This window comes from Magnetovibrio sp. PR-2, assembly GCF_036689815.1.
Classification (GTDB): domain Bacteria; phylum Pseudomonadota; class Alphaproteobacteria; order Rhodospirillales; family Magnetovibrionaceae; genus Magnetovibrio.
Genome location: NZ_JBAHUR010000011.1, coordinates 18,671 through 42,258, shown reverse-complemented (window position 1 = coordinate 42,258; position 23,588 = coordinate 18,671). Strand labels below are relative to the sequence as shown.

The window sequence follows — 23,588 nt, the reverse complement described above, 5'->3', positions numbered from 1 at the left end:
GGATGTGCGGCCGCTAGGTGGCCTTTTTATGATTGGTGGGGAGGACGCGCGCGAAATTGTCATATTTTCGAAATATGTCAATTAGAAAATGCTAATCTAATAGTGAGTGTTATTCTGAATTCGCTCACAACCCCCGCCACTATAATGAAAAAATGGCGTAAACTGGGGCTTCCCCCACTTGTTTAGAAAATCAGACCAATCAGTATGGGCAACAACACAGCCGTCGCCAAGCCGTTCAGCCCCATGGCAAGACTGGCAAAAGCACCTGCGATTTCGTTCACCTGAAGGGCGCGGGCCGTGCCGATTCCGTGGCTCGCGGTACCCATGGCGAGACCGCGCGCACGCCAATCTTTAATCCGCAAAGCATTGAGCGTCCAGGTGCCAAGCACAGCGCCCAAGATGCCTGTCAAAATGACCAACACGGCGGTCAGTGACGGCACACCGCCTGTGGCTTCGGCAATGCCCATGGCAATGGGTGCTGTGACGGATTTGGGTGCGAGTGACAACAGCGTTTCTTGGGTCGTGCCCATCAACCACGCCACCCCAATGGCGCTGAGCGCCGCCACGGTGGAGCCCGTGACGATGGAGACCAAAATCAAGACAAAGGACTTTTTGACCTTTTGAAACTGTTGATACAGCGGCACCGCCAACGCCACCGTCGCCGGGCCCAACATGAAGTGCACAAACTGTGCGCCGTCAAAGTACGTGCGGTAGTCCGTGCCCGTCACCATCAACAATCCCACCAGCAACACCACCGCGATCAGCACCGGATTGAGCAACGGGTGAAGGTTGGCGCGGGTGTAAATCCACATGCCCGCTTGATACGCCACCAACGTTACGGTCAGCCCCAATAAGGGTGTGGTGGAGAGGTAGACCCAGATTTGATAAAATTCACCGCTCATATCAGCTCTCCCCCTCATCACTGGTTTTGAACACCCGGCTGAGCCCCACCATCGCCAAAGCCGTCACGGCTATGGTGAGCACGGTGCTGACCAGCAAAGCCGCAGAGATCGCCTGCCATTCATCGCGCAGCAAATGCAGATGCATCATCACGCCTACGCCCGCAGGCACAAACAACAGGGAAAGATGTTTGAGCAATCCCGTTGCCGTGTCTTTCAGGCCGTCGGGCAAGTCCCCCTTCATCACCAAGACGACGAACAAAATCGCCATGCCCACCACAGGACCGGGCAGCGGCAACGCCAATCCCTTGGAAATCACTTCGCCTGCCAACTGGCACACCAACAAAACTGTCACAAAACCAAGGCTCATGGCTTCACATCCAAATCTTCAAAAATACCATCTTCGCATGGACATTTTGGCCTGCGCCCACTAAGAAAGGGAGCACTTTTTTATAACAGTTCAACGGACCGAAGACCGTGAAGTACATCAGCACCCGGGGGGAAGCCCCTAAACTCGCATTCGACGACGTTCTGTTGGCGGGCCTGGCCCGCGACGGGGGCCTGTATATGCCCGAAACCTGGCCGCAGTTCTCAACCGAAGAACTGTCTTATTTCAAAGGCTTGAGCTACACCGAACTGGCCGTCAAAGTGATGACCCCGTTCGTCGAAGACGTCATTGACGCCGCAGATCTCAAAGCCATTGTCGAAGACACCTACGCCGGGTTCGACCACGCTGACGTCGCCCCCTTGGTCGAATTGGGCGAAAACGAGTTTGTGTTAGAGCTGTTCCACGGCCCCACTTTGGCCTTCAAAGATTACGCGCTTCAGTTCCTGGGCCGCATGTTCGACCACGTGCTGACCAAGCGCGGCGCGAAGCTGACCATTGCGGGGGCAACGTCGGGCGACACGGGTTCGGCCGCCATCGAAGCGTGCCGCGATCGCGACAACATTGAAATCTTCATCATGTTCCCCAACGGCAAGGTCTCCGAAGTCCAACGCCGCCAAATGTCGACAGTGCTCTCAGAAAACGTGCACAACATCGCCTTGGACGGGAACTTCGACGATTGCCAAAACACGGTCAAGGCCCTGTTCAACGACGAAGAATTCCGCGATCAGGTGAACCTGTCCGCAGTGAACTCCATCAACTGGGCGCGCATCATGGCGCAGGTGGTGTATTACTTCTGGGCCGGGCTGAAAGCCGGCGCACCGGACACTAAGGTTTCGTTCTCGGTCCCCACAGGCAACTTCGGCAACGTGTTGGCCGGTATTGTGGCGATGAAGATGGGCCTTCCCGTCGATCAATTCATCATTGGGTCTAACGCCAACGACATTTTGATCCGCTTTATTGAACAAGGGGCGATGGAATCCAAAGGCGTGGTGGCCACCACCAGCCCGTCTATGGACATCCAGATCTCGTCCAACTTCGAACGCTTCTTGTTCGAATTGATGGACCGCGACGCCGCCGCCCTGACCGCCGCCATGGACAGCTTTAAAAATACCGGCTCTTACGACGTCACGGACGACGTGATGACGCGTCTAAAGGCCATTATGGACGGTGAACGCTTCGACGATGCCAGCACGGCGAAACTGATCGGCGACATTCACAAGGAAAACGGATACCTGTTGGACACCCACTCGGCCATCGGCATTGGTGCCGCGCGCGCCAAGCGCAAAGACTTGAATATCCCGATGATTTGCTTGGCCACCGCGCACCCGGCAAAGTTCCCGGACGCGGTGAAAGCGGCGTCCGGCGTACATCCTCAGTTGCCTGCGCATCTTTCCGACCTATATGAACGAGAAGAACGTTTGGTTGAACTGCCCGGCAGCTTCGACGCTGTCAAAGGCTACATCGAAACCACATTGAAAGAACGCGGTAAACTTTGAACAATTCCCCTGAGAACACCTCCGTCAAAATCACTCGGCTGGATAACGGCCTGAACATCATCACAGATGAAATGCCCAGCGTGGAAACCGCGTCGGCAGGTGTGTGGATCGAAGCAGGCGCGCGCAACGAAGCGCCCAAAGTCAACGGCGTGTCCCACATGCTGGAACACATGACGTTCAAGGGCACCAAAAAGCGTTCTGCCCAAGCCTTCGCCGAAGAAATCGAAGACGTCGGCGGGCACATCAATGCCTACACATCACGCGAAAGCACGGCTTACTACGCCAAGGTCCTCAAAGAAGACTTAGGTCTCGCCGTCGATATGGTTTCCGACCTGGTCTTGAACGCAACGCTGGACAGTGAAGAGCTGGAACGCGAGCGCGGCGTGATTTTGCAAGAAATCAACCAAGCCCAAGACACCCCCGACGATGTGATCTTCGATCTGTTCCAAGATGCGTGTTTCCCCAACCAACCCTTAGGCCGCCCAGTGCTGGGTACGTTTGACGGTATATCCAACATGCCCCGCGGTGATGTTTTGGATTATATGAAGGGACACTATTGCCCGGACGCTATGGTCATGGCTGCGGCGGGCAACTTCGAACACGACCGTTTGGTCGAAATGGCACAGACCCAATTTGCAGGTGCGACGGTTGCCACGTCCCAACGTGAAAACGAAACGGCCCACTATGTCGGCGGCGACATCCGCGAGCAGCGTGACATCGAACAGGTTCAATTGTTGATGGGCTTCGAAGCTTACAACTACACCGACGACGATTTTTACGCCGCTTCGGTCATGTCCATGTTGTTTGGCGGCGGCATGTCGTCGCGCCTGTTCCAAGAGGTCCGCGAAAAACGTGGTCTGGTGTATTCAGTTTACAGCTTCATCACTGCTTACGCCGACACGGGTGTGTTGGGCATCTATGCCGGCACGGGCGAAAAAGAAGTCGCCGAACTGATCCCCGTGGTGTGTGACGAGATCGGCAAAATGACACAGACCTTGGATGAAAAAGAACTGATCCGCGCCAAAGCCCAGCTGAAATCATCCGTGTTGATGAGCCTGGAAAGCACCTCATCGCGCGCCGAACAATTGGCGCGTCAGATGATGATTTTCGGGCGCGCTATTCCTGTAACGGAAGCCGTTTCCAAGATCGAAGCCGTGGATGCGGCCACCATCAAACGTGTATCGGAAGAAATTTTCTCATCCGCCCCGACGCTGGCCAGCCTTGGCCCCATCGACCAAGTCGAAGACTTCGACACCTTCAAAGCACGTCTGGGTTAAAACCCGCATTTCTCATATAAATCAGAAGCGTAGTCCATGCCGCGCATACACTTTTTGAGCGACACACAATATTATTCCGATTAGACTGGTTAAAAATTATTCTTTGAGGAATGGGATATGCTGAAATTAACGGGCACAGCTGCAGCTCTACTTGTGAGCTTTCTACCGCTTCAAGCAGGGGCTTTTACCGCCATCACCATCTCCACAGGCAGCACGTCCGGGGTCTATTACCCGGCGGGACAAGCCATTTGCGCGGCGGTCAATAAGAATACAAGAAAGCATGGCATTGAGTGTCGGGCGATCCCGTCCAAGGGATCAGCGGAAAATATCCGCCGCATACAAAACGGTGAGGCCGATTTTGGCATCGTGCAATCCGACGCACAGTACTACGCCGTCAAAGGCTTTGGCCCGTATAAGAAATTCGGCCCCGATGATTCCTTGCGCGCAGCTCTCGCGTTGCACAACGAAGCCTTCACCATTGTTGCCCGGAAAGACGCGGGTATTCACCACCTGCGTGATCTCAAAGGCAAACGCGTCGATGTGGGCCATCCAAATTCGGGCCAGTACACCGACATGAAGTTGATGATGGGCATGCGCAAATGGTCGTTTAAAGACTTCGCCAAAGTCACCAAAAGCGATCTGCAAAAACAAAGTGAGTTGCTGTGCAACAATGAAATCGACGCCTTCGTCGTCACCATCGGGCATATGAGCGACCACATCAAAGACACATCAGCCAAATGCGACGTCGAGATTGTGTCCGCCTATGACAAGCTGACCCTGAAGCTGGTGGAAAAGTTCCCCTATTATTCCCGCTTGCGTATTCCCGCGGACTCTTACAACGGCACGCCTGCACCTGTGCCGACGTTTGGCGTGACGGCAACGTTGATGACCTCCATACGCCAGTCTGACCGGGTTGTGAAACGGGTGATCCAATCCGTGTTCGACGACTTCATCGATTTTCGTTTTGCCCACTCAGCGTTCTTCCATTTAAAGCCGGACGATATGGTGAACTATGAACACTCCGCCGAGCTGCACGACGGCGCGCTCAAGCACTTCATGAACATGGGGTTTAATCCGTCCGTGGATAAGGTGCGCGCGCCGCGCTAAACCGCCCACGCTTGGAACAGCAAACCAACCAACGTCGCACCGCCCAGTGAAAAGGCCAAGTAGAGGCCAAACACGGGCAAGCGGGCCAAGGCATACACGGCGATTGCTGCGGGTAAGCTGGTGACCCCACCTGCGATCAAAAACGCCATACCTGCGCCGGGCGCCATGCCGCCCTGGATCAAGCCACTGACCAAAGGCACCGCGGCATAACCGTTCAAATAAGCGGGCACACCGATGAGGCTCGCAACGAAGATGGACAGCAAGCCACCATCACCCGCCACGTCCGCGATCAGACTGGGGGGCACGTACGCTACCATCAAGCTTTCCAGCAAATACGCCAACACCAACCATTTGAGCAAAAACAGCGCGGACTTCAGGCCTTCGGACCAGAATTTTTGACGACGCGCGGGGTCTTGCCAAAACGCCCAGTGCACGGCCTTGGGCGCGCGAACCGTCGATGCCCCACACCCGCCATTGCCGACACCTTCGCGCAGCGGATTGGTCAACAGCGGTGTAGACGACAGGATCAGCGTGCCATACCCCCCCATTAATCCAACACCAAACGCCGCCATGGTTTTGGCGATGGCGAAGTCCATGCCCAGCTCACCGGACGTGACAAAAAACATGGTCGGATCCATCAGCGGCGACGCCAGCCAAAACGCCATCACCGGGGCCAAGGGCACCCCCATGGCCAACAAAGCCGCGATCAGCGGAATCACACCGCACGAACAAAATGGCGAAAGTGCGCCAAACGAAGCCGCCACCAACACCATGACAGCGATGTGGCCGGAAAAGGCCTTGGCGATCAGATTGTCCGCACCGCTGGCCCCGGCATAAGCCGCACTGGCCACAGCCAGAAGTAAAAACGGCAAAATGCCCAAAACCGCATCCCAGACAAACACCGCACTGGGTTGCAGCTGTTCAGGCACGACCACAGCCAGCACCCCCAAAATGACGGCCGAAGCCAACCACGCTTTTTCAATCTTGAACTTCGTGTACCACGGAGCGGATTTGGGATCCGGCGCTGAGGACGTTGAACAACAGGACGTTTTCTGGGCAGCGGCTTCATTTGAGGACATGACAATTTTCCAGTCTGATTTCACTTTCAAACACTATAAAACTAGTTTTCTAGTTATGTCAATATGAACCCGTGTGATAATTCCATGACGGACTTTTATATTATGCATTGCTAATGTATAATCATGGGGCATGCGCCTTTGACTGGTGCGATCAAACGATCGATCGAGCTCTGTTTAGAGCACCCATTTGGGAGGAATAAGACATGAAAAAACTATCCATCATTTTCGCTGGCGTCCTCGTCGCTGCCTTTGCCCTGTTCGCTCAGCCGAACCAAGCCGAAGCTTGGACCTGGCCGTGGAACTGGGGAAACAACAACTGGGGCGGCGGTCCATGGGGTGGCGGCCCGTGGGGTGGCAACAACTGGGGTGGCTATCCCGGTTATGGCTACGGCTATCCGGGATATGGCTACGGCAATCCCGGCTACGGTTATGGCTATCCGGGATATGGCTACGGTTATACGCCGTATGCATACCCCCAAGCTGTTCAGCCGGTACAACCGGTTCAGCCGCAAACCAAAGCCGAATAATCACGGCTTAGCGCAAACAAAAACCCGCTCTTTCGGAGCGGGTTTTTTTTGTGTCTTTCCAAATAGATCAAGCATGCCCGGCATTTTCACTAAGTAAGCTGAGATCGATGCCCAGCTTCGCCATGGCGCTTTGCCATTTTTTGTCCAGCGCCGTGTTGAACAAAATGTCCGTGTCCGCATCCACGGTTAGCCAGCCGTTGGCGAGGATTTCTTCGTCCAACTGTCCCGGTCCCCATCCGGCGTAACCCAATGCCAAAATGTGCTCTTGTGGGCCTGTGCCATCTGCAAGGGCCTTCAAGATGTCAACGGTGCCGGTTAACGATATGTCTTCGTTCACCACCATGGTGCTTTCGTGCACATAGTCCGACCCGTGCAGCACAAATCCCCGGCCTTGCTCCACCGGACCACCGGATTGCACAATGATAGGGTCGGCTTTGTGGCTGGTTTGCTCGAGGTTGAGCTGCTCCATCAAATCTTCGAAGGTAAAGTCTTCCATGGGTTGATTGATAACCAATCCCATGGCGCCGTCACCATTGTGCGCACAGACATAAATGACCGAATGCGTAAAGCGGCTGTCTTCCATTCCCGGCATGGCGAGAAGAAGTTGCCCGGCCAAATACGGGTCTTCGGGGATTTTTGTGTTCATAGTGACACCGTTCTTTTTTTGTCCCAAATCGCGTTGGCTCTTCCAAACATAAATATAAGCATAAACCAGGACCTTTTCCGCTACAAACTTGCGTCAATTTCATGTGACGAATGCGTTTTGCCCCAAATCGGCCATGTTCTGGGCTTAACTTCTGAAAAAATAACGATAAACTCTGAGGCTATGATTCACGTGCACCGCTTTTTCCGCCCCGCTCTCGTGCTTTTGGGAACCCTGCTGATCCTCAGCGGCGAAGCCTTTGCGGCGACCAGCGATTGGATCAAAACCGATCACACCGAACTGCGCATCATTTCCCAAACCGACGGCGCGGGAGAGGCCAAGCGTTTGACCTTCGGCCTGCATTACAAGCTCAAGCCCGATTGGAAGATTTATTGGCGTTCGCCCGGTGACGCCGGATTTCCGCCCTATGTGGAAACGGACGGGTCCTTAAACGTCACAAGCACCGAAATTCTCTGGCCGTTACCCGAACGCTTTTCGGTCTTGGGCTTTGAAACGCTGGGCTACAAAAAAGAAGTCGTGCTGCCGCTGGCGGTCGAGGTCGACCAACCGGGAGAAGGCTTAGCGCTGAACACCCAGATCAGCTACCTGGCCTGCGCCGAAATCTGTATTCCCTATGACGCTGAGATCACCTTTCAACTTCCCGCCGGGCCCGCAACACCGTCCGAAGAAGCCCACCTGATAAACCGTTATCAAAGCACCGTTCCGGGCGTTGGCGCTGGATTGGGGTTGGAGCTCGAAGCCCTTCAGTTCCAAAGGGATCCCCAAAACCCCGAAGACCAAGCGCTGCTCTACGTCCAAGCGTCCTCCGCCCAAGCCTTCACCAATCCCGATGCGTTCATCGAAGGACCGGAAGGCTTGGCTTACGGCGAACCCAGCCTCACCCTCAGCGGCGACGGCAAAACGGCGTTGATGGAAATCGAGGTCAAAGGGCTTAAATACGTCAAAGCTCCGCTGGACCAAGGCGCGTTCACCGTCACCTTGGCCGATGCCCCGCGCGGTGCTGAATTTTCCGCAACGCCCGCGCCTCTAACACAAGAACTCGCTCAACTTCTAAAAGCTCAACCGGAAGCAGCCCCCGCTGCGGGGCCTTCGCTGTTGGTCATGCTGGCCTTGGCCGTGTTGGGCGGTTTGATTTTGAATTTAATGCCGTGCGTGCTGCCTGTGCTATCAATCAAACTGCTGGGCGTGGTCGGGCATGGCGGCAGCGACACCCGCACCGTGCGCATGAGCTTCTTAGCATCAGCTGCCGGCATCATCACCTCGTTCCTGGTTCTGGCCGCCGCCCTCATTGTTTTGAAAACGGCGGGCCTTGCTATTGGTTGGGGGATTCAGTTCCAACACCCGTGGTTCTTGGTCGCCATGGCCTTGGTGGTCACCTTGTTCGCCTGTAACCTCTGGGGCTTTTTTGAAGTGCACCTGCCCGAAGGCGTGTCCGAATTGGGCGCCCCCACCACCCACGTGCATGGCCTGGGCAGCCACTTCATGACGGGTGCGTTGGCGACGTTGTTGGCGACACCGTGCTCGGCACCCTTCCTGGGCACCGCCGTGGGCTTTGCTTTGGCGCGCGGCACGTTTGAGATTTTAGCAATCTTCGCCGCCCTTGGTGTCGGCTTGGCCCTGCCCTACTTGCTGGTAGCGCTGCGCCCGGCCTTTGCCACGAAGATGCCCAAGCCTGGACGCTGGATGGTCATCTTGCGCCGGATCTTAGGCTTTGCCCTCGCGGGCACCGGCGTGTGGTTGGTGAGCATTTTAGCCATCCAGGTGAGCCAACTGGCCGCGGCCTTAATCGGCGCGATTTTGGTCGTGATCGCCGCCATGCTCTTTATCCACAAACGCCTGCATCACCGCTATGGCCGCATGGATTGGGGCGCGGTTGCGATCTTGTCCGTGTTGGCATTTGGCGTGCCGGACACCATCTCCACCTCGTCCGAACCCGCATCCGAACCCAAGCTCGACGCCCTGTGGACGACGTTTGACCAAGCCGCCATCCGCGAACACGTCGTCGCCGGGCGCGTGGTGTTTGTCGATGTCACGGCAGAGTGGTGCATCACCTGCCAAGTGAACAAAGCCGTCGTGATCAGTGACGACATCGTCTATGACCGCCTGACAAGTTCCGGCACCGTCGCCATGCAAGCCGACTGGACCCGTCCCAGCACGGTGATTACAAACTATCTGTCCAGCTTCGGGCGTTACGGCATTCCGTTCAACGCGGTCTACGGCCCCGGAGCGCCGGGCGGGATTGCGCTGCCCGAGCTGTTGAGCACATCGGAAGTCATCTCGGCACTGGACAAAGCGGGCAGTGGCGCCATGGCGGTCGGCGCAAAACGCTAAGCTGCCTCTTGCACAATTGAAAACGCGTCCCACTTATTAGGGACGCGTTTATGATTTGATAAGGACCGCACCGATGAGCATCCAACCCGGCGACAAAATCCCCACAGCCACCGTTTTCGAAATGGGCCCCGACGGCCCCGAACCGGTTTCTACCGATGATTTGTTTGGCGGGAAAACCGTTGTGATGTTCGCTTTGCCGGGCGCGTATACACCGACGTGCTCTGCCCAACACCTGCCGGGCTATATTCAGCTGTCCGAGCAACTCAAAGCCAAAGGCGTGGACGACATCGTCTGCTTGTCCGTCAACGATGCCTTCGTCATGGCCGCCTGGGGCCAACACCAAAATGTCGATGGCAAAGTGCGCATGATTGCAGACGGCTCTGCAGAACTGACGAAAAAGCTAGGCCTGGAACTGGATTTGACCGGCGGCGGCATGGGCGTGCGCTCGGACCGCTACGCCATGATCGTCAAAGACGGCGTGGTGCAAAGCCTAGACCGCGAAGAGCCGAAACAGTTCGAAATCTCCAGCGCAGCGGTTCAGTTGTCTAGACTGAATAGTGATTAGGTTGACGCCTTTGACCGCCTTTCTTTGTCTTGTGGCGAGGCGAGACACGCAGGCTGATGTGGTTCATCATCCAAGTGTATCAACGAAGCCACGGGGCAAAGAAAGGCGGCCTTCGGTGGGGCGCTCTTTCGTTTTGGCTATGTCTCATCCCTTGCCCGATGAACCACATCGCGCGGCGGAATGCACCGTGCCAAAACGAAAGAGCGCCTCCATCAAAGGCATCAACCTAATCACTATTCAGTCTTGGCTATAAGCATCCCTGTACTGCTTAATCGCAAGCCGCGCCAGTTCGTCGCAGCGTTCGTTTTCCGGATGTCCGGCGTGGCCTTTGACCCAGTCCCACTCGACGTCTTTGCCCTTCAGGGCTTCGTCTAGCCGCATCCACAGGTCTTTGTTTTTGACGGGCTTCTTCGCTGCCGTCTTCCAGCCGTTTTTCTTCCAGCCGAAGATCCATTTGGTGATGCCGTCTTTCACGTAGGTGCTGTCGGTGGTGAGACGCACTTTGCCGACGTCGCGTTTGAGCTGTTCGAGCCCGCGAATGGCGGCCATCAGTTCCATGCGGTTGTTGGTGGTCTCAGCTTCGAAATCGGACAGTTCTTTTTCGTGATCGTTCCAACGCATGACCACGCCCCAGCCCCCGGGGCCGGGGTTGCCGGAGCACGCTCCGTCCGTAAAAATTTCAACGATGTCTTTAGCCATTAATCCAATCCATATGCGCCGGGGCCCGAGACCCTTTGATGAAAGCGCAGCTTGTTTAAATATTCCAACGGGTCCTTGCGCGTGACAAAAGCCGTGTCCGGTGTATTCAACCAATCATAAAGACGCGTTAACAAAAAGCGCATGGCGGCACCACGGGCCAAAATCGGCAGTGCGTTCATTTCAGACCCGCTCAAGGGCCGCACCTTGCTATAAGCCGCCAACATTTTGCGCGCTTTGGTAACGTTAAAATCGCCGTCCCGCTCAAAGCACCACGCGTTCAAACAGATCGCCACGTCATACATGAAAGTATCTGTGCAGGCGAAATAAAAATCGATCAGTCCGCTGAGCGTTTCTCCCCGAAAGAACACATTGTCGGGAAAGAGATCCGCGTGAATGATGCCTTGGGGCAAGTCTTTGGGCCAGCTGGCCTCCAGCGCGTCCAACTCCGCCAACAAGATAGCGTTTAAGCCCGGCTGAACTTCATCACCGCGCCCGTCGCAAGACACAAACAAAGGCCGCCAGTTGTCGACACTGAGCGTATTGGGGCGGCCCTTCTCAAAGCGAGAGGCTGCCACATGCATCTCGGCCATGGCACGGCCCAGCTCAGCGCAGTGATGGTTTTGCACCCGCTTGGGCCACATACCGTTTAAGAACGTGACGATGGCGGCCGGGCGTTCGCTAAGTGCTCTCAACGCTTCGCCGTCACGCGCCCGCACAGGCGTTGGACACGGCACACCGGCGCGGGATAAATGTTCGGTGAGCTCCAAAAAGAACGGCAGGTCGTCCGGATCCACGCGCTTTTCGTACAACGTCAAAATGAACGGGGCTTGGCTCGTCACCAATAGATAGTTTGAGTTTTCCACCCCTTCGGCAATGCCCTTGCACGACAACACTTCGCCAATGTCGTACTGGGCGACAAAAGCGTTGAGATCATCGTCGGAGATTTCCGTATAAACAGCCATTAAAGTGCTCTTGCTTCACTAATTTTTTACATCAAAACACAATGATGACTTTATGGACAGCCCCCCTGCGTGCGATACTCATGAGGGCGTCAAAAATAATTTAAGGAACGAAAATGCGCCCACAAGGGCCCGTCGCCATTTTCATCATGACCGGGATACTGTGCACTGCCACTCATTTGTGGGCGGCGAACGCGCCTGTGTCGACCTTCTCGCCGACCTTCTCACCGGCCATCTCGCCGACCTCTGGGGGGCTGGCTGGTTTCGAAACCGCTGCGGGTGGCGACATTCGGCGTGCAGAGCCTCAAGCACCCTCCGGCCCGGCAAAGAACCATATCTTTACCATCCAAGAAGAACTCGCCAACCAAGGCTTTTACCTTGGCCCCATCGATGGACGTATGGGCCTGCAAACCGAAGCCGCCATCCGCGCTTATCAAGCCAGCGCCGACCTGAAGGTGGACGGCAAAGCCACTGAAAATCTGGCCCGGGATTTGGTCACAGGCGGACAGGTCAACAAGCTTCTCAAACGCCTGGAAGATTCCCGCGCGCGCACCATTGAACGCGCCCGCGATGCCTTGTTGGCCAACCCCAAAACGCGAAACCTGCTCGAAGAACAAGACCAACTGGGCAGCAGCACTGGCGAACCCAATACGAAAGCCTGCATGGCGAACCCCAAGCCACGGTGTTTGCTGATCGAAGCGGCGTCGAGTGCCCGCGATATCGATAAGCCGGAAATGCGCGATTGGGCCTTGGGTGAAATTCTCGCGGCCCAGGCGCGCTCCGGTTTTGCGCAAGACGCCACGGCGACAACACGGCGCATCCACGACCCCCGATTGATTATGGTCGCCCTGCGCGACATCGCCAAAGCGCGCGCCGAATCTGGTGAGCTTGAAGATGCGCTGGCCGCCGTCGACATCATCCCGGACGCCTACAAACAAGCCGAAGCCTACATTCACATCACGGAAATCCAAGCCCAGGAAAACCCGCAGTTCGATCCGGCCCAGACCGAAGACCAATTGGGCAGGTATTTGGACAACGTCCCGTCTGCGCTGTCGCAAATATCGCTCTACACCCGCATCGCAGGCGTACTGGCCAAAGCCGGATTTGAACCCCAAGCCATCCGTCATATCGAAGCCGCCGAACGCTTGCTTGCAGACCTAAAGACGACGGAAGAGACCGACAAGGCGCTACGCTACATTGCGGCCAGCTACGCCGAAAGCGGCATGGCCAAAAAAGCTTTGGAGGTCTTGGGCCGCGTTGAAAACGGGTCCGCCGACACCCCTGTTTTGGTCGCCGCAGCAACGGGGCTTGCCCAATCGGGCGAAGCCAGTGCGGCGTTGATTACGGCCGACAGCATTGAAACCGTGCGCTACCGCGCTTTGGTCTTGGCGCGCATCGCCGCGTTTCAAGGCGGTGCAGGTTTGATCGACGAAGCCCGTGAGACCTTGGTCAAAGCCAAAAAAGACGCGGCTAAAATTAAATTCCCATTTGCCAAGGCCTACGCCTTTTCGCGCATTTCTTTGGCGTACAACGACGTCTCCATCAGCGCGGCTAAGGCCCCCGATTTGTTCGAGCAATCCGTCGAAGCGGCCCATCTGATCACGGATGAACGCCTCAAAGCGCATATCTTTTGGACCATTGCCGATGAACGCCGGCGCGCCGCAGACTTAACCGGCGCAACCCGCGCTCAAGACGCCGCCGATACCGCCACTGATGATATTTTAAGCCCTTTTTCCCGGGTGTGGATGCTCTGCGATATCGCCATTGAACGAACCAAGCGCTTGGAAAACGATGGTGCATGGTCGGTGTTCAATCTTGCCTTGGACGAAGCCAAAACCATTCGAAACCCCTGGGGGCGCGCCCGGGCCCTGAGCAAGGTGGCGGCGACCATGACGACCCTGATGGATCAAACCGCACAAACGGCTCAAACATCTGTTCCCAAATGACCCTAAATTCTCACGGGTTGTATCCCCGGTCCGAGTTGTCTAAATTCCCGGCCAATCAATCATAAAACTGACCCAAAAAGAAACTAGGAACAGCAAAATGGACGCACCCGTCTGCAGCAAAAAAGCCCCCTATGTCGTCGAAGCCGAGGAAGGCAAGACCTATTACTATTGCACCTGTGGGCTCACAGAAAACCAGCCGTTTTGCGATGGCAAGCACAAGGGCACAGACTTCAAACCCGAACCCTACACCGCTGAAAAATCCGGCAATGTGTATTTCTGCGGTTGCCGCGCTTCGAAAAAGGGGGCAGTCTGCGACGGAGAACACAAAAACCTCTAAACAGAGGGGTTACGCACACGTATAGGGGTCATTGGGGACATGGCGAAACGCACCTTCACACGCGCCTTCACACGCACCATAGAAGCTGGCTTACTGGGGCTGATGGCTCTCGGCTTGGCTGCGTGCGCTACCGATGAAGGCCCGCCGCCGCCGTGTCCGGAAATCCGCATCTTGGGTGGTGCGGAAAAACTCACGCGCTTTCGTCCCGGCAATGGCCGCGACATCATCGATGTCGTGCATGAAGAGCAAATGACCGGTTTCGGTGGCGCCTGCCAGTATGAATACGAAGACGACGGCAGTGCTGAACTCACAGTTTTGATTGCCCCCCAAATCCTGTCTGAACGTGGCCCGGCCAACGCCAAGGGCAAATCCAGCTTTGAATACTTCATTGCATTGACCGATTCGTCCAAAAACATCATCAAACGCGATACCTTCAGCGTTGATTTGACCTATACCGCATCTGTTCCGCGTTTGGCTTGGCAACGGACCGAACCCTACGAAGTTACGTTGGCGCTGAAACCCGGAGAAACGGGACAAACGTACCGATTCTACCTAGGTCTCAAGCTCACCCGCGACGAGCTTCAATACCAGCTCAAAAACCGTTGATTTCCCTTGAATTGAGGGCTGAACCACCCACCTGTGGATAGCCCCCATTGACGTTGAGGGTATGATCAATACAATGAAGCCAGCCTGGTCGAACTGGGCTATGCGATAAAATCGAATACTGGTTACCTCGATTTATGCCGCCACGGGAGAGACTGCCGCGTTTAATTGGCAGCGCCGAAGGAGCAACCGCCCCGGAATCTCTCAGGCAAACGGACCGTGATGGCGACGAGGCTCTGGAAAGCAGAAGTCGGAGAACCGATTTCTCACCGAAGATGTAACCCGAGCTTTTCGGGGAATCTTTCAGGTTCCAAGACAGAGTGGGGCAGCACTTTTACCCATGTGGGTTTGGTGACTGCCAGCTACTGTAAAAGGGACCTGAGTATGTCAGATCTACACAAAACACCGTTGGATGCCTTGCATCGCGAACTGGGCGCCAAGATGGTCCCGTTTGCGGGCTATGACATGCCTGTGCAATATCCAGCCGGAATTCTCAAAGAACATCTGCACACCCGCGAAGGCGCTGCCCTGTTCGACGTGTCACATATGGGCCAAGCGTTCTTGAAAGGTGAGAACGCCATCGAAGCGTTCGAAACCCTGGTGCCCGGCGACTATCAAGTCATGGCCGAGGGCAAAACCCGCTACACCGTGTTGCTCAACGACCAAGGCGGCATCCTGGACGACTTGATGGCCACGCGCATCGAAGGCGGTCTGTATCTGGTCGTCAACGCAGCCTGTAAAGACCAAGACTTCGCCCACATCGAAGCGGGCACGGCCGGCAAAGCCGATCTGCAAATCCTCACCGACCGCGCGCTGTTGGCGCTTCAAGGCCCCAAAGCGGGCGACGTTTTGGCACGCTTGGCGCCCGATACCGAAGACATGAAGTTCATGAACTTCCGGGTCGTATCCATCCAAGGGATTGAGTGCTTCGTCACCCGGTCGGGCTACACCGGCGAGGACGGTTTTGAAATCTCAGTGCCGTCCGACCAGGCCGAAGATTTCGCGAAGCTCTTACTGGGTCAGCCCGAAGTCGAAGCCGCTGGACTGGGATCGCGCGACAGCCTGCGTTTGGAAGCAGGCCTATGCCTCTACGGTCACGACATCACCACCGAAACCACGCCGATTGAGGCCGATCTCAAATGGGTGGTGAACAAGCGCCGCCGCGAACAAGGCGGCTTTCCGGGCTATGACATCCTCATGAGCCAGTTGAACGACGGCACCGAACGTTTGCGCGTCGGCATCCTGCCCGAAGGCCGTGCCCCGGCCCGCGAAGGCACAGAGGTCCAAGACACCGACGGCAACACCATTGGCACCATCACCAGCGGCGGCTTCGGCCCGTCGGTGGGCGGCCCGGTCGCCATGGGCTATGTGCAAACCGCATTTGCCGAGCCCGGCACGCCTGTGAACTTGATTGTGCGCGGCAAAGCGTTGGCGGCCAAAGTCGTCAAAATGCCGTTCACCGACAAAAGCTATAAAACCTAATTTTCTTTGAGACTAAGGGACCAAAACAATGAGTGTACTTTTTACGGACGATCATGAATGGATCAGCGTTGACGGTGACGTCGCCACCGTGGGCATCACGGATTATGCGCTACAGCAACTGGGCGATCTCGTCTTCATCGAAGTTCCCGAAGCCGGCCGCACCGTCATGCAAGGTGAAGAAGCGGCTGTTGTGGAATCCGTCAAAGCCGCGTCCGAAGTCTACGCCCCCGTGGCGGGGGATGTGGTCGACGGCAACGGGGCCATCGCTGACGACCCGGCAGCCGTGTCCGGCGACACGGGAGGTGACGGCTGGTTTTTCAAAATCAAAATGTCCGAGCCCTCTCAACTGGACGGTTTGAAAAATGAAGCCGAATACAAAGCCTACGTGGACGGGCTCGACTAAGCTCTCCCATACTTAAACAAGGAATTCGTGATGCGTTATTTGCCGCACACTGACGAAGACCGCCAAGCCATGCTCAAAAGCATCGGCGCGGATACGGTCGAAGATCTCTACTGCGATGTACCTGCCAAGGCCTTGCTGGCCGAGCCCGTGGACCTGCCGTCCTATGCGGGTGAGATGGACGTTGAAAAGACGTTCTCCAACTTCGCCACCAAGAACCTTTCCCCCGGATGCGCCCCGACGTTTTTGGGTGCAGGGGCTTATCGCCACCATGTGCCGTCCAGTGTGGACTACATGATCCAGCGCGGTGAGTTCTTGACAGCGTATACCCCCTACCAGCCAGAGGTCTCTCAAGGCACGCTGCAATATCTGTACGAATTCCAAACCCAGGTCGCCATGCTGACGGGCATGGAAGTGTCCAACGCGTCCATGTACGACGGGGCAACGGCCACGGCCGAAGCCGTGTTGATGGCGGGTCGCGCCACGCGGCGCAATCGCGCAGTGTTGGCAGGCGGTCTGCATCCGCATTATTTCGACGTGACCAAGACCAGCGCAAAGTTCTTAGACATCGAATTGGTCCACCCGGATTCAGACCCGACCCATCCGGCCCTACCTGAAAGCGTCATTGATCTGATTGATGACAAGACTTCGTGCGTTGTGGTGCAAACCCCGGACGTGTTCGGGCGCGTCATTGATCTACGCCCCATCGCCGAAGCGGCCCATAAAAAAGGCGCGCTGTTGGTGGCGGTGACGACGGAGGTTGTTTCACTGGGTCTGTTGGAAGCCCCAGGCAACCAAGGTGCGGACATCGTCGCTGCGGAAGGCCAATCCATCGGCAATGCGCTGAGCTACGGCGGGCCTTATGTCGGCTTGTTCGCCACGCGCTCAAAACTCGTGCGGCAAATGCCGGGGCGTGTGGCGGGTGAAACTTTGGACGTCGAAGGCCAGCGCGGCTGGGTCTTGACCCTATCGACCCGCGAACAACACATTCGCCGGGAAAAGGCCACGTCGAACATTTGCACCAACTCAGGTCTGTGCGCGTTGGCCTTTACCATCCACGCATCGCTATTGGGGGAAGGCGGCCTCAATCGTCTGGCCCGGGTCAATCATGCCAACGCCTGTAAGTTAGCCGACCAGTTAGCGGCCATCGACGGTGTCGAGGTGATGAACGAAACGTTCTTCAACGAATTCACGGTGAAGCTGTCCAAAGACGCCTCTGACGTCGTCGAAGCTTTGGCGCAAAAGGGCATCTTGGGTGGCATACCGCTGCAACGCCTGTTCCCTGACCGTGACGACTTCGCCAACATGATGATCGTCGCTTGCACCGAAACCAACTCGGACGCGGATATGGACACGCTTGTTTCCGCATTGAAGGAGGTTCTCTAATGGCTGATCAATCGCAAGGTCGCTCGAACGTCCCCCAAGGCGGTAGCCAAGCGCCCGCAACCCAAACCATTTCCGGCTCCAAGGGTTTGGAGTTCGCCGAACCGCTCATTTTCGAAATGGGCGAAGATGGCCGCACGGGCGTGGACTTCGAAGACGTGCACGTCAGCGATGACCGCTTAGGCGGTTTGCGCCGCAAAGACACCGTCGGCTGGCCCGGTTTGTCCGAACCGCAAGTGGTGCGCCACTACACCCGTTTGAGCCAAAAAAACTACGGCATTGATTCCGGTTTTTATCCGCTGGGCTCGTGCACCATGAAGCACAATCCGCGCGTCAATGAAAAGGTCGCGCGCATGGCGGGGCTGGGCGATCTTCACCCGCTGCAACCCATCAGCACCGTGCAAGGTGCGTTGGAACTCATCGACACCTTGGCGCACTGGATCAAAGTCATGTGCGGCATGCCCGCCGTGGCCATGAGCCCGGCTGCGGGTGCGCATGGTGAGCTGTGCGGTATGATGGCCATCAAAGCCGCCATCCAAGACCGCGGCGAAGCCGACACCCGCAAACGTGTCTTGGTTCCCGAAAGTGCCCACGGCACCAACCCCGCCACCGCAGCTGCGTGTGGGTTTAGCGTCGATTCCATCCCCGCCACCGAACAAGGCCGCGTGGACATCGAAGCGTTCAAAGCCAAGCTGGGCGACGACGTGGCGGGTATCATGCTCACCAACCCCAACACCTGTGGTTTGTTTGAAAATGACGTGATCGAAATCGCCGAAGCCATTCACGATGCAGGCGGTTATTTCTATTGCGACGGCGCAAACTTCAACGCCATCGTCGGGCGCGTGCGACCGGGGGATTTGGGCATCGACTGCATGCACTTGAACCTGCACAAGACCTTCTCCACCCCCCACGGCGGCGGTGGTCCGGGTGCCGGTCCGGTGGTGCTGTCCGAAGCCTTGGCCCCCTTTGCCCCCGTGCCGTACGTCATCCACGACGAAGACGGCTACAATATGGTTGAGCACGAGGCGGACTCGGACGCCAAACCATTTGGGCGGCTCAAGGGCAACCACGGCCAAATGGGTGTGTTCATTCGCGCGCTGGCCTTTATGTTGAGCCACGGTGCGGACGGATTGCGTCAGGCCTCGACCGATGCCGTGTTGAACGCCAACTACCTGCGCGCAGAACTGCAAGACATCATGAGCGTGTCGTTCGACGGCATGTGCATGCACGAAGTTCTGTTCGACGATGCGTTCTTGAAAGACACAGGCGTCACCACTTTGGACTTTGCCAAGGCCATGATCGACGAGGGTTTCCACCCCATGACCATGTACTTCCCGCTGGTGGTGCACGGCGCGTTGCTGATGGAACCCACCGAAAGCGAGTCCAAAGAAACACTAGACCTCTACATCCACACCTTGCGCGAACTGACGGCTAAGGCCAAAGCGGGTGAAGCGGACATGTTTAAAAACGCCCCTGTGCTCACCCCGCGCCGGCGTTTGGACGAAACGGCGGCAGCGCGCAAACCCGTCTTGCGTTGGAGCCCGCTGGAACCCCAGGCCAAAGCGGCTGAATAAAATACTGACGTTGTGGCCTCGGCCAATTTTAAAGTGCGGCCAGCTGTCGAGTTGGCCGCACTTTTGTTTTGGCGCCAACCCAACATCTGTGTGCGCACATATTACTACCTTCGTTATGGATATGTCATATAAACTCATTCGAATTTATGAGTGGAAGAAGAAGAGGGACATACCCCTCCCAAAATTGATAGACCCGCTCACCTCTGATGGTGGGTGGGAACGATTGATATATAAATGCCACAACCATTCGAGATCGTCACCGAGGGCTTTCAGCACCGTGTACGATCTATCCTCTAGCTGGGATAATTATGAACGCTTTTCAAAAGGTTCGCAGCGTAGCAGCTCGTAACGCGGGGAAACTGGTCCTAAGCTCAATTTTGGGCATGGTGTTCGTCGCCGGTGTTGCGACACTCCAACACAGTGGAGAATTACCGCTTCGAGAATACGACATTCCGGGCGCGCTCGGCCTTTTGTTGGGGTTCGTATTCGGACTTGTGATCCTTTTTGTCTTTGAAACACAACGCCAAATCATCAAACGCGCCAAGGAAAAGGATCGACTTCTTGAAGAGTTATCAAGAAGTGAAGAGCGATTTTCTTTGGCCATGCAGGGGGCCAATGATGGTTTGTGGGACTGGAACCTCACAAACAATCACGTCTATTACTCTCCACGTTGGGCTGGCATGTTGGGGTATAGCTCTGATGAACTGCGCCCATCCTTAGACACCTGGGAACAACTGGTAAATCCCGATGATAAAGATCGTGTCATGCAAGAGGTGCGCAATTATCTGAATGCGGTTTCCGATACTTTTGATACCGAATTCCAGATGCGCCATAAGAACGGCTCGTGCGTGACGGTTCTCGCCCGGGGCTTTGCCGTTAACGAAGATGACACGCCGGTTCGGCTCGTGGGGACACTCGTTGACATCAGCAATCGTAAAAAATTGCTAAGAGAAAAAGAAGACGCCGAGTTGCACAGCCGGGCAAAGTCGGTGTTTTTGGCGAACATGAGCCATGAACTCAGGACCCCGTTAAACGCCATTATCGGATTCTCGGACATGATGAGAAATGAAGTTCTGGGTCCGATACAACCGGCCAATTATTCCGAATATTCAGCAGACATCAACGAAAGCGGCAAGCATCTTTTGAGCTTGATCAATCAAGTTCTGGATTTGTCGAAGATAGAAGCTGGTGAATTCAAGCCGAACCTCAATTTGGCATCCCTCATCGACTTAGTTGAGGCGGCGATGACATTGGTCAAGGGCCGGGCCAATCAGCAAAACGTAACCGTTACATCAGAGGTATCAGCCGAACTTCCCATGATTCTCGCCGATGAGATGATCACCAAACAAATCCTCATAAACCTGCTGACCAATTCAATTAAATTTACACCCGAAGGCGGCACCGTGAAGGTGTCCGCAGACATTGCGGATGGCATGCTCTGCGTACAAGTGACCGACACTGGCATTGGCATGAATGCACAGGAATTAGAACGTGCACTGGAACCTTTCAGACAAGTCGAAAGAGCAAAAGGACGATCCCATGAAGGCACAGGGCTTGGGCTTCCCCTGAGCAAGGGCTTTGCTGAAATTCAGGGGGGTAGCTTTTTCGTGGAAAGTGAAGTGGGCCATGGAACGAAAGTGACGTTCACCTTGCCCACAAGCAATGACGAGGAACTACTGACACGTGAAAGCCATACCCGTGAAGTCACGAAAACAGTTTCATGGCTGCCATCTATGACCGTGGGGGTCGAGGTCTGGGATGAAGACCATCGCGTGCTTCTCTCTACAATTTCGAAACTTCATGAGGCTATCTTCCAACGCAATTCCCACGAAACAATAACCAACATCTTCGACGATCTAAGACACTATATAAACGTCCATTTTAATTCCGAAGAAGCCACCATGTTATCGATGGATTATCCAGCGTTTAAAGACCATAAGTCGAAACACGATGAATTTAGACGTTGGGTTGCGCAGCAAAAAGACATGCAAGATAGCGCCCCTTCCAAGTGGGATGGCGCAGAGGCTTACGCGTATCTGATCGACTGGTGGTATAACCACATCCTCAAAGTCGATATGGCTTATAAGAATTTTTTTGAAAGCCGAAATGCAGAGGCTATGCAGAGCTTGTCGAAATACAAAGGCATCGCTGAATAGATCAACGCCCGCCCACCTATGGGATAAAAAGAATCCGTTGACTGGTTTAATATTGAACTATATATTTAGTTTAATGCTAAACCTTATTCATCGACAGGAGTGGGCCATCATGAACAGACGAAAATTTTTGAAAATCGCAGGATCTGCCAGTGTCATCGTTGCTGCCGGCGGCCTCGGCTTTGCCGCGACCCGCGCCCCATCTGATGTTCTTCAAGCTTGGGAAGACGCCGGAAAGCTCTACCCCGATCCCATGCGCCGCTCGCTGTCCTATGCGATTTTGGCCCCCAATCCTCACAACCGCCAGCCGTGGCTGGTTGATCTAAAAAGTGAGACAGAGGCCGTATTGAGCTGCGATCTCGACCGGCTTCTTCCCGCAACGGACCCCTTTAGCCGCCAAATCGTGATCGGCTTGGGCTGCTTTTTGGAAGGTTTTGTTTTGGCTGCGCGGGAACAAGGCTACACGGCGGACATCTCACTGTTTCCCGAAGGCGAAAACAGTGAGGTTCTCGACCAGCGGCCAATCGCACGCTTGTCCTTGCATAAAACACCCGCGCTATCCCCGGACCCGTTGTTTGGTGCCATTTTGAAGCGCCACACCAATCGCAATGTATACGATACGCACAAAGCCATCTCCACAGAGGCACTTAAGGCGTTGCGCAGATCTGCCTCGACGGGTGTGCTGATTGCAGCAATTCAGGATGAGCCACTTTTACAAAGCCTCAGAACCCTGACCCGCGATGCCATGTTTGCCGAAATGAAAACCCCTGCGGCTCACATGGAAAGCGTCAAACTCATGAGAATCGGACGCGCTGAAATCGAAGCCAACCCTGACGGCATCAGCTTAGGCGGCCCCTTGCTCGACACACTTGGTGTGTTTGGGGTTCTTTCGCGCGAAAGTCTTACCGATCCAAATTCCAGCGCGTTTCAATCTGCCCTCGACATAACGGCAGAAGCCGCAATGTCGTCGATGGGATTTGCCTGGATCAACACCGCCGACAATACCCGCACAGACCAAATCCTGGCCGGTCGCGCATACATGCGTTTGGCCCTGGCGGCAACGAATGCTAATCTAGCCATGCAGCCCATGAGCCAAGCGTTACAGGAATACCCCGAAATGAAAGTCCATTATGCCAAGGCCCATGCGCTTCTCACCGAAAAGCCAGGACAAACCGTTCAAATGCTTGCACGGCTTGGCTACGCAAAGCCCGTTGGTCCGGCACCACGCTGGTCCCTTACCGAACGACTAAGGTAATTTTCTTTGACGAAGACACCCCAAGACCCGGACATATTCCGCCTGCTCACCGAAGTGGGAATCATCGAACAGCTGGCGCGAAACCAGTTGGAACGCAACCTTCCCGACGACCTTCGCATGTCGCAGTTCGCAGTCCTGAACCATTTGGTGCGTCTTGGGGGGGAATGGAGCCCCCTGCGCCTCGCCACCGCCTTCCAACTCACCAAAGGCGCTATGACGAATACCGTTCAGAAATTGGAGGCACGTGGTTTTGTAAAGGTCGGCCAAGACCCGAACGACGGTCGCGGGAAGCTGGTTAGCATCACCGAAGAAGGCCACGCCATGCGCAGCCTCTGTGTGCAACGCCTAGCACCGTTGATCGCCGAGCTGTCATCGGTCGTGCCGCAATCAGAGCTCAAAAGCACTTTGCCCACTTTGGAAAAAATACGAAAGCACCTCGACACGAACCGCTAAACGTGATCCGG

22 protein-coding genes and 1 riboswitch are annotated in these 23,588 nt (G+C 55.7%); of the genes, 16 read left to right on the top strand and 6 right to left on the bottom strand.

What is annotated here, in order from left to right; all coding sequences use genetic code 11:
- Positions 1 to 182: 182 nt before the first annotated feature.
- On the bottom strand, positions 183 to 902 hold the full coding sequence (locus V5T82_RS13370; RefSeq protein WP_332896155.1) for an LrgB family protein: 720 nt from the start codon (positions 900 to 902) through the stop codon (positions 183 to 185).
- A 1-nt stretch (position 903) separates the two neighbouring features.
- Positions 904 to 1,269, bottom strand: coding sequence for a CidA/LrgA family protein (locus tag V5T82_RS13365; RefSeq protein ID WP_332896154.1), 366 nt, complete (start codon positions 1,267 to 1,269; stop codon positions 904 to 906).
- Between the two features lie 107 nt (positions 1,270 to 1,376).
- Here V5T82_RS13365 and thrC point away from each other — a divergent pair, with 107 nt between their 5' ends.
- The 3 genes from thrC to V5T82_RS13350 all read left to right on the top strand — a co-directional run bounded on the left by thrC (position 1,377) and on the right by V5T82_RS13350 (position 5,167).
- A complete protein-coding gene (gene thrC, locus V5T82_RS13360) occupies positions 1,377 to 2,783 on the top strand; it encodes a threonine synthase (protein ID WP_332896153.1) in 1,407 nt (468 codons plus the stop codon).
- Positions 2,780 to 4,060 carry a M16 family metallopeptidase gene (locus tag V5T82_RS13355; protein ID WP_442917708.1) on the top strand — a complete coding sequence of 427 codons (1,281 nt, stop codon included), beginning with the start codon at positions 2,780 to 2,782 and terminating at the stop codon, positions 4,058 to 4,060. The genes thrC and V5T82_RS13355 overlap by 4 nt, the downstream gene beginning before the upstream one ends.
- Positions 4,061 to 4,177: 117 nt before the next feature.
- Entirely contained in the window at positions 4,178 to 5,167 is a 990-nt protein-coding gene (locus V5T82_RS13350; RefSeq protein ID WP_332896152.1) for a TAXI family TRAP transporter solute-binding subunit, read from the top strand.
- Here the strand turns inward: V5T82_RS13350 and V5T82_RS13345 are convergent.
- Positions 5,164 to 6,246: a permease gene (locus V5T82_RS13345; RefSeq protein WP_332896151.1), complete on the bottom strand. Its 1,083-nt coding sequence runs from the start codon at positions 6,244 to 6,246 to the stop codon at positions 5,164 to 5,166. The genes V5T82_RS13350 and V5T82_RS13345 overlap by 4 nt on opposite strands.
- A gap of 203 nt (positions 6,247 to 6,449) precedes the next feature.
- On the opposite strand from V5T82_RS13345, the gene V5T82_RS13340 reads away from it, so the two are divergent.
- Entirely contained in the window at positions 6,450 to 6,773 is a 324-nt protein-coding gene (locus tag V5T82_RS13340; protein ID WP_332896150.1) for a hypothetical protein, read from the top strand.
- A gap of 67 nt (positions 6,774 to 6,840) precedes the next feature.
- Here the strand turns inward: V5T82_RS13340 and V5T82_RS13335 are convergent, their stop codons facing one another.
- Entirely contained in the window at positions 6,841 to 7,419 is a 579-nt protein-coding gene (locus tag V5T82_RS13335) for a YqgE/AlgH family protein (RefSeq protein WP_332896149.1), read from the bottom strand.
- A 180-nt stretch (positions 7,420 to 7,599) separates the two neighbouring features.
- Here V5T82_RS13335 and V5T82_RS13330 point away from each other — a divergent pair, with 180 nt between their 5' ends.
- Together V5T82_RS13330 and V5T82_RS13325 are read left to right on the top strand one after the other, a co-directional pair.
- Positions 7,600 to 9,768 (top strand): protein-disulfide reductase DsbD family protein, encoded by a 2,169-nt coding sequence (locus tag V5T82_RS13330; RefSeq protein ID WP_332896148.1) that lies wholly within the window; start codon positions 7,600 to 7,602, stop codon positions 9,766 to 9,768.
- A gap of 73 nt (positions 9,769 to 9,841) precedes the next feature.
- The gene (locus tag V5T82_RS13325) at positions 9,842 to 10,333 is read left to right on the top strand and encodes a peroxiredoxin (protein ID WP_332896147.1); all 492 of its coding nucleotides are present in this window, start codon (positions 9,842 to 9,844) and stop codon (positions 10,331 to 10,333) included.
- Positions 10,334 to 10,570: 237 nt separating this feature from the next.
- Here V5T82_RS13325 and rnhA read toward each other — a convergent pair whose 3' ends face one another.
- Positions 10,571 to 11,032, bottom strand: coding sequence for a ribonuclease HI (gene rnhA / locus V5T82_RS13320; RefSeq protein ID WP_332896146.1), 462 nt, complete (start codon positions 11,030 to 11,032; stop codon positions 10,571 to 10,573).
- A complete protein-coding gene (locus V5T82_RS13315; protein ID WP_332896145.1) occupies positions 11,032 to 11,994 on the bottom strand; it encodes a homoserine kinase in 963 nt (320 codons plus the stop codon). The genes rnhA and V5T82_RS13315 overlap by 1 nt, the downstream gene beginning before the upstream one ends.
- Before the next feature lie 113 nt (positions 11,995 to 12,107).
- Here V5T82_RS13315 and V5T82_RS13310 point away from each other — a divergent pair, with 113 nt between their 5' ends.
- From V5T82_RS13310 to V5T82_RS13265, 10 genes are all read left to right on the top strand, one after another.
- A complete protein-coding gene (locus V5T82_RS13310; RefSeq protein ID WP_332896144.1) occupies positions 12,108 to 13,937 on the top strand; it encodes a peptidoglycan-binding domain-containing protein in 1,830 nt (609 codons plus the stop codon).
- A gap of 97 nt (positions 13,938 to 14,034) precedes the next feature.
- Positions 14,035 to 14,274 (top strand): CDGSH iron-sulfur domain-containing protein, encoded by a 240-nt coding sequence (locus tag V5T82_RS13305; protein WP_332896143.1) that lies wholly within the window; start codon positions 14,035 to 14,037, stop codon positions 14,272 to 14,274.
- A 39-nt stretch (positions 14,275 to 14,313) separates the two neighbouring features.
- Positions 14,314 to 14,880 carry a hypothetical protein gene (locus V5T82_RS13300; RefSeq protein ID WP_332896142.1) on the top strand — a complete coding sequence of 189 codons (567 nt, stop codon included), beginning with the start codon at positions 14,314 to 14,316 and terminating at the stop codon, positions 14,878 to 14,880.
- Positions 14,881 to 15,013: 133 nt separating this feature from the next.
- A riboswitch (glycine riboswitch) is annotated at positions 15,014 to 15,107 on the top strand.
- A gap of 154 nt (positions 15,108 to 15,261) precedes the next feature.
- Positions 15,262 to 16,359 carry a glycine cleavage system aminomethyltransferase GcvT gene (gcvT, locus tag V5T82_RS13295; protein ID WP_332896141.1) on the top strand — a complete coding sequence of 366 codons (1,098 nt, stop codon included), beginning with the start codon at positions 15,262 to 15,264 and terminating at the stop codon, positions 16,357 to 16,359.
- Positions 16,360 to 16,387: 28 nt separating this feature from the next.
- Positions 16,388 to 16,762 (top strand): glycine cleavage system protein GcvH, encoded by a 375-nt coding sequence (gene gcvH, locus V5T82_RS13290; protein ID WP_332896140.1) that lies wholly within the window; start codon positions 16,388 to 16,390, stop codon positions 16,760 to 16,762.
- Between the two features lie 30 nt (positions 16,763 to 16,792).
- Positions 16,793 to 18,145 carry an aminomethyl-transferring glycine dehydrogenase subunit GcvPA gene (gene gcvPA / locus V5T82_RS13285; RefSeq protein WP_332896139.1) on the top strand — a complete coding sequence of 451 codons (1,353 nt, stop codon included), beginning with the start codon at positions 16,793 to 16,795 and terminating at the stop codon, positions 18,143 to 18,145.
- Positions 18,145 to 19,716 carry an aminomethyl-transferring glycine dehydrogenase subunit GcvPB gene (gene gcvPB, locus V5T82_RS13280; RefSeq protein ID WP_332896138.1) on the top strand — a complete coding sequence of 524 codons (1,572 nt, stop codon included), beginning with the start codon at positions 18,145 to 18,147 and terminating at the stop codon, positions 19,714 to 19,716. The genes gcvPA and gcvPB overlap by 1 nt, the downstream gene beginning before the upstream one ends.
- A 308-nt stretch (positions 19,717 to 20,024) precedes the next feature.
- Entirely contained in the window at positions 20,025 to 21,872 is a 1,848-nt protein-coding gene (locus tag V5T82_RS13275; protein ID WP_332896137.1) for a bacteriohemerythrin, read from the top strand.
- A 109-nt stretch (positions 21,873 to 21,981) separates the two neighbouring features.
- Positions 21,982 to 23,124, top strand: a complete 1,143-nt coding sequence (locus V5T82_RS13270) for an Acg family FMN-binding oxidoreductase (RefSeq protein ID WP_332896136.1) — start codon at positions 21,982 to 21,984, stop codon at positions 23,122 to 23,124.
- A gap of 6 nt (positions 23,125 to 23,130) precedes the next feature.
- Entirely contained in the window at positions 23,131 to 23,577 is a 447-nt protein-coding gene (locus V5T82_RS13265; protein WP_332896135.1) for a MarR family winged helix-turn-helix transcriptional regulator, read from the top strand.
- The last annotated feature ends 11 nt before the right edge of the window (positions 23,578 to 23,588 follow it).

What these genes read in the sequence shown, in the direction of transcription:
- gcvPB (WP_332896138.1), top strand. Translation starts at nt 18,145, where the DNA reads ATGGCTGATCAATCGCAAGGTCGCTCGAACGTCCCCCAAGGCGGTAGC.
- V5T82_RS13370 (WP_332896155.1), bottom strand. Translation starts at nt 902, where the DNA reads ATGAGCGGTGAATTTTATCAAATCTGGGTCTACCTCTCCACCACACCC.
- V5T82_RS13325 (WP_332896147.1), top strand. Translation starts at nt 9,842, where the DNA reads ATGAGCATCCAACCCGGCGACAAAATCCCCACAGCCACCGTTTTCGAA.
- V5T82_RS13335 (WP_332896149.1), bottom strand. Translation starts at nt 7,419, where the DNA reads ATGAACACAAAAATCCCCGAAGACCCGTATTTGGCCGGGCAACTTCTT.
- V5T82_RS13365 (WP_332896154.1), bottom strand. Translation starts at nt 1,269, where the DNA reads ATGAGCCTTGGTTTTGTGACAGTTTTGTTGGTGTGCCAGTTGGCAGGC.
- V5T82_RS13350 (WP_332896152.1), top strand. Translation starts at nt 4,178, where the DNA reads ATGCTGAAATTAACGGGCACAGCTGCAGCTCTACTTGTGAGCTTTCTA.
- V5T82_RS13305 (WP_332896143.1), top strand. Translation starts at nt 14,035, where the DNA reads ATGGACGCACCCGTCTGCAGCAAAAAAGCCCCCTATGTCGTCGAAGCC.
- V5T82_RS13270 (WP_332896136.1), top strand. Translation starts at nt 21,982, where the DNA reads ATGAACAGACGAAAATTTTTGAAAATCGCAGGATCTGCCAGTGTCATC.
- V5T82_RS13300 (WP_332896142.1), top strand. Translation starts at nt 14,314, where the DNA reads ATGGCGAAACGCACCTTCACACGCGCCTTCACACGCACCATAGAAGCT.
- V5T82_RS13310 (WP_332896144.1), top strand. Translation starts at nt 12,108, where the DNA reads ATGCGCCCACAAGGGCCCGTCGCCATTTTCATCATGACCGGGATACTG.
- gcvPA (WP_332896139.1), top strand. Translation starts at nt 16,793, where the DNA reads ATGCGTTATTTGCCGCACACTGACGAAGACCGCCAAGCCATGCTCAAA.
- gcvH (WP_332896140.1), top strand. Translation starts at nt 16,388, where the DNA reads ATGAGTGTACTTTTTACGGACGATCATGAATGGATCAGCGTTGACGGT.
- gcvT (WP_332896141.1), top strand. Translation starts at nt 15,262, where the DNA reads ATGTCAGATCTACACAAAACACCGTTGGATGCCTTGCATCGCGAACTG.
- V5T82_RS13315 (WP_332896145.1), bottom strand. Translation starts at nt 11,994, where the DNA reads ATGGCTGTTTATACGGAAATCTCCGACGATGATCTCAACGCTTTTGTC.
- V5T82_RS13345 (WP_332896151.1), bottom strand. Translation starts at nt 6,246, where the DNA reads ATGTCCTCAAATGAAGCCGCTGCCCAGAAAACGTCCTGTTGTTCAACG.
- rnhA (WP_332896146.1), bottom strand. Translation starts at nt 11,032, where the DNA reads ATGGCTAAAGACATCGTTGAAATTTTTACGGACGGAGCGTGCTCCGGC.
- V5T82_RS13275 (WP_332896137.1), top strand. Translation starts at nt 20,025, where the DNA reads ATGAACGCTTTTCAAAAGGTTCGCAGCGTAGCAGCTCGTAACGCGGGG.
- V5T82_RS13340 (WP_332896150.1), top strand. Translation starts at nt 6,450, where the DNA reads ATGAAAAAACTATCCATCATTTTCGCTGGCGTCCTCGTCGCTGCCTTT.
- V5T82_RS13330 (WP_332896148.1), top strand. Translation starts at nt 7,600, where the DNA reads ATGATTCACGTGCACCGCTTTTTCCGCCCCGCTCTCGTGCTTTTGGGA.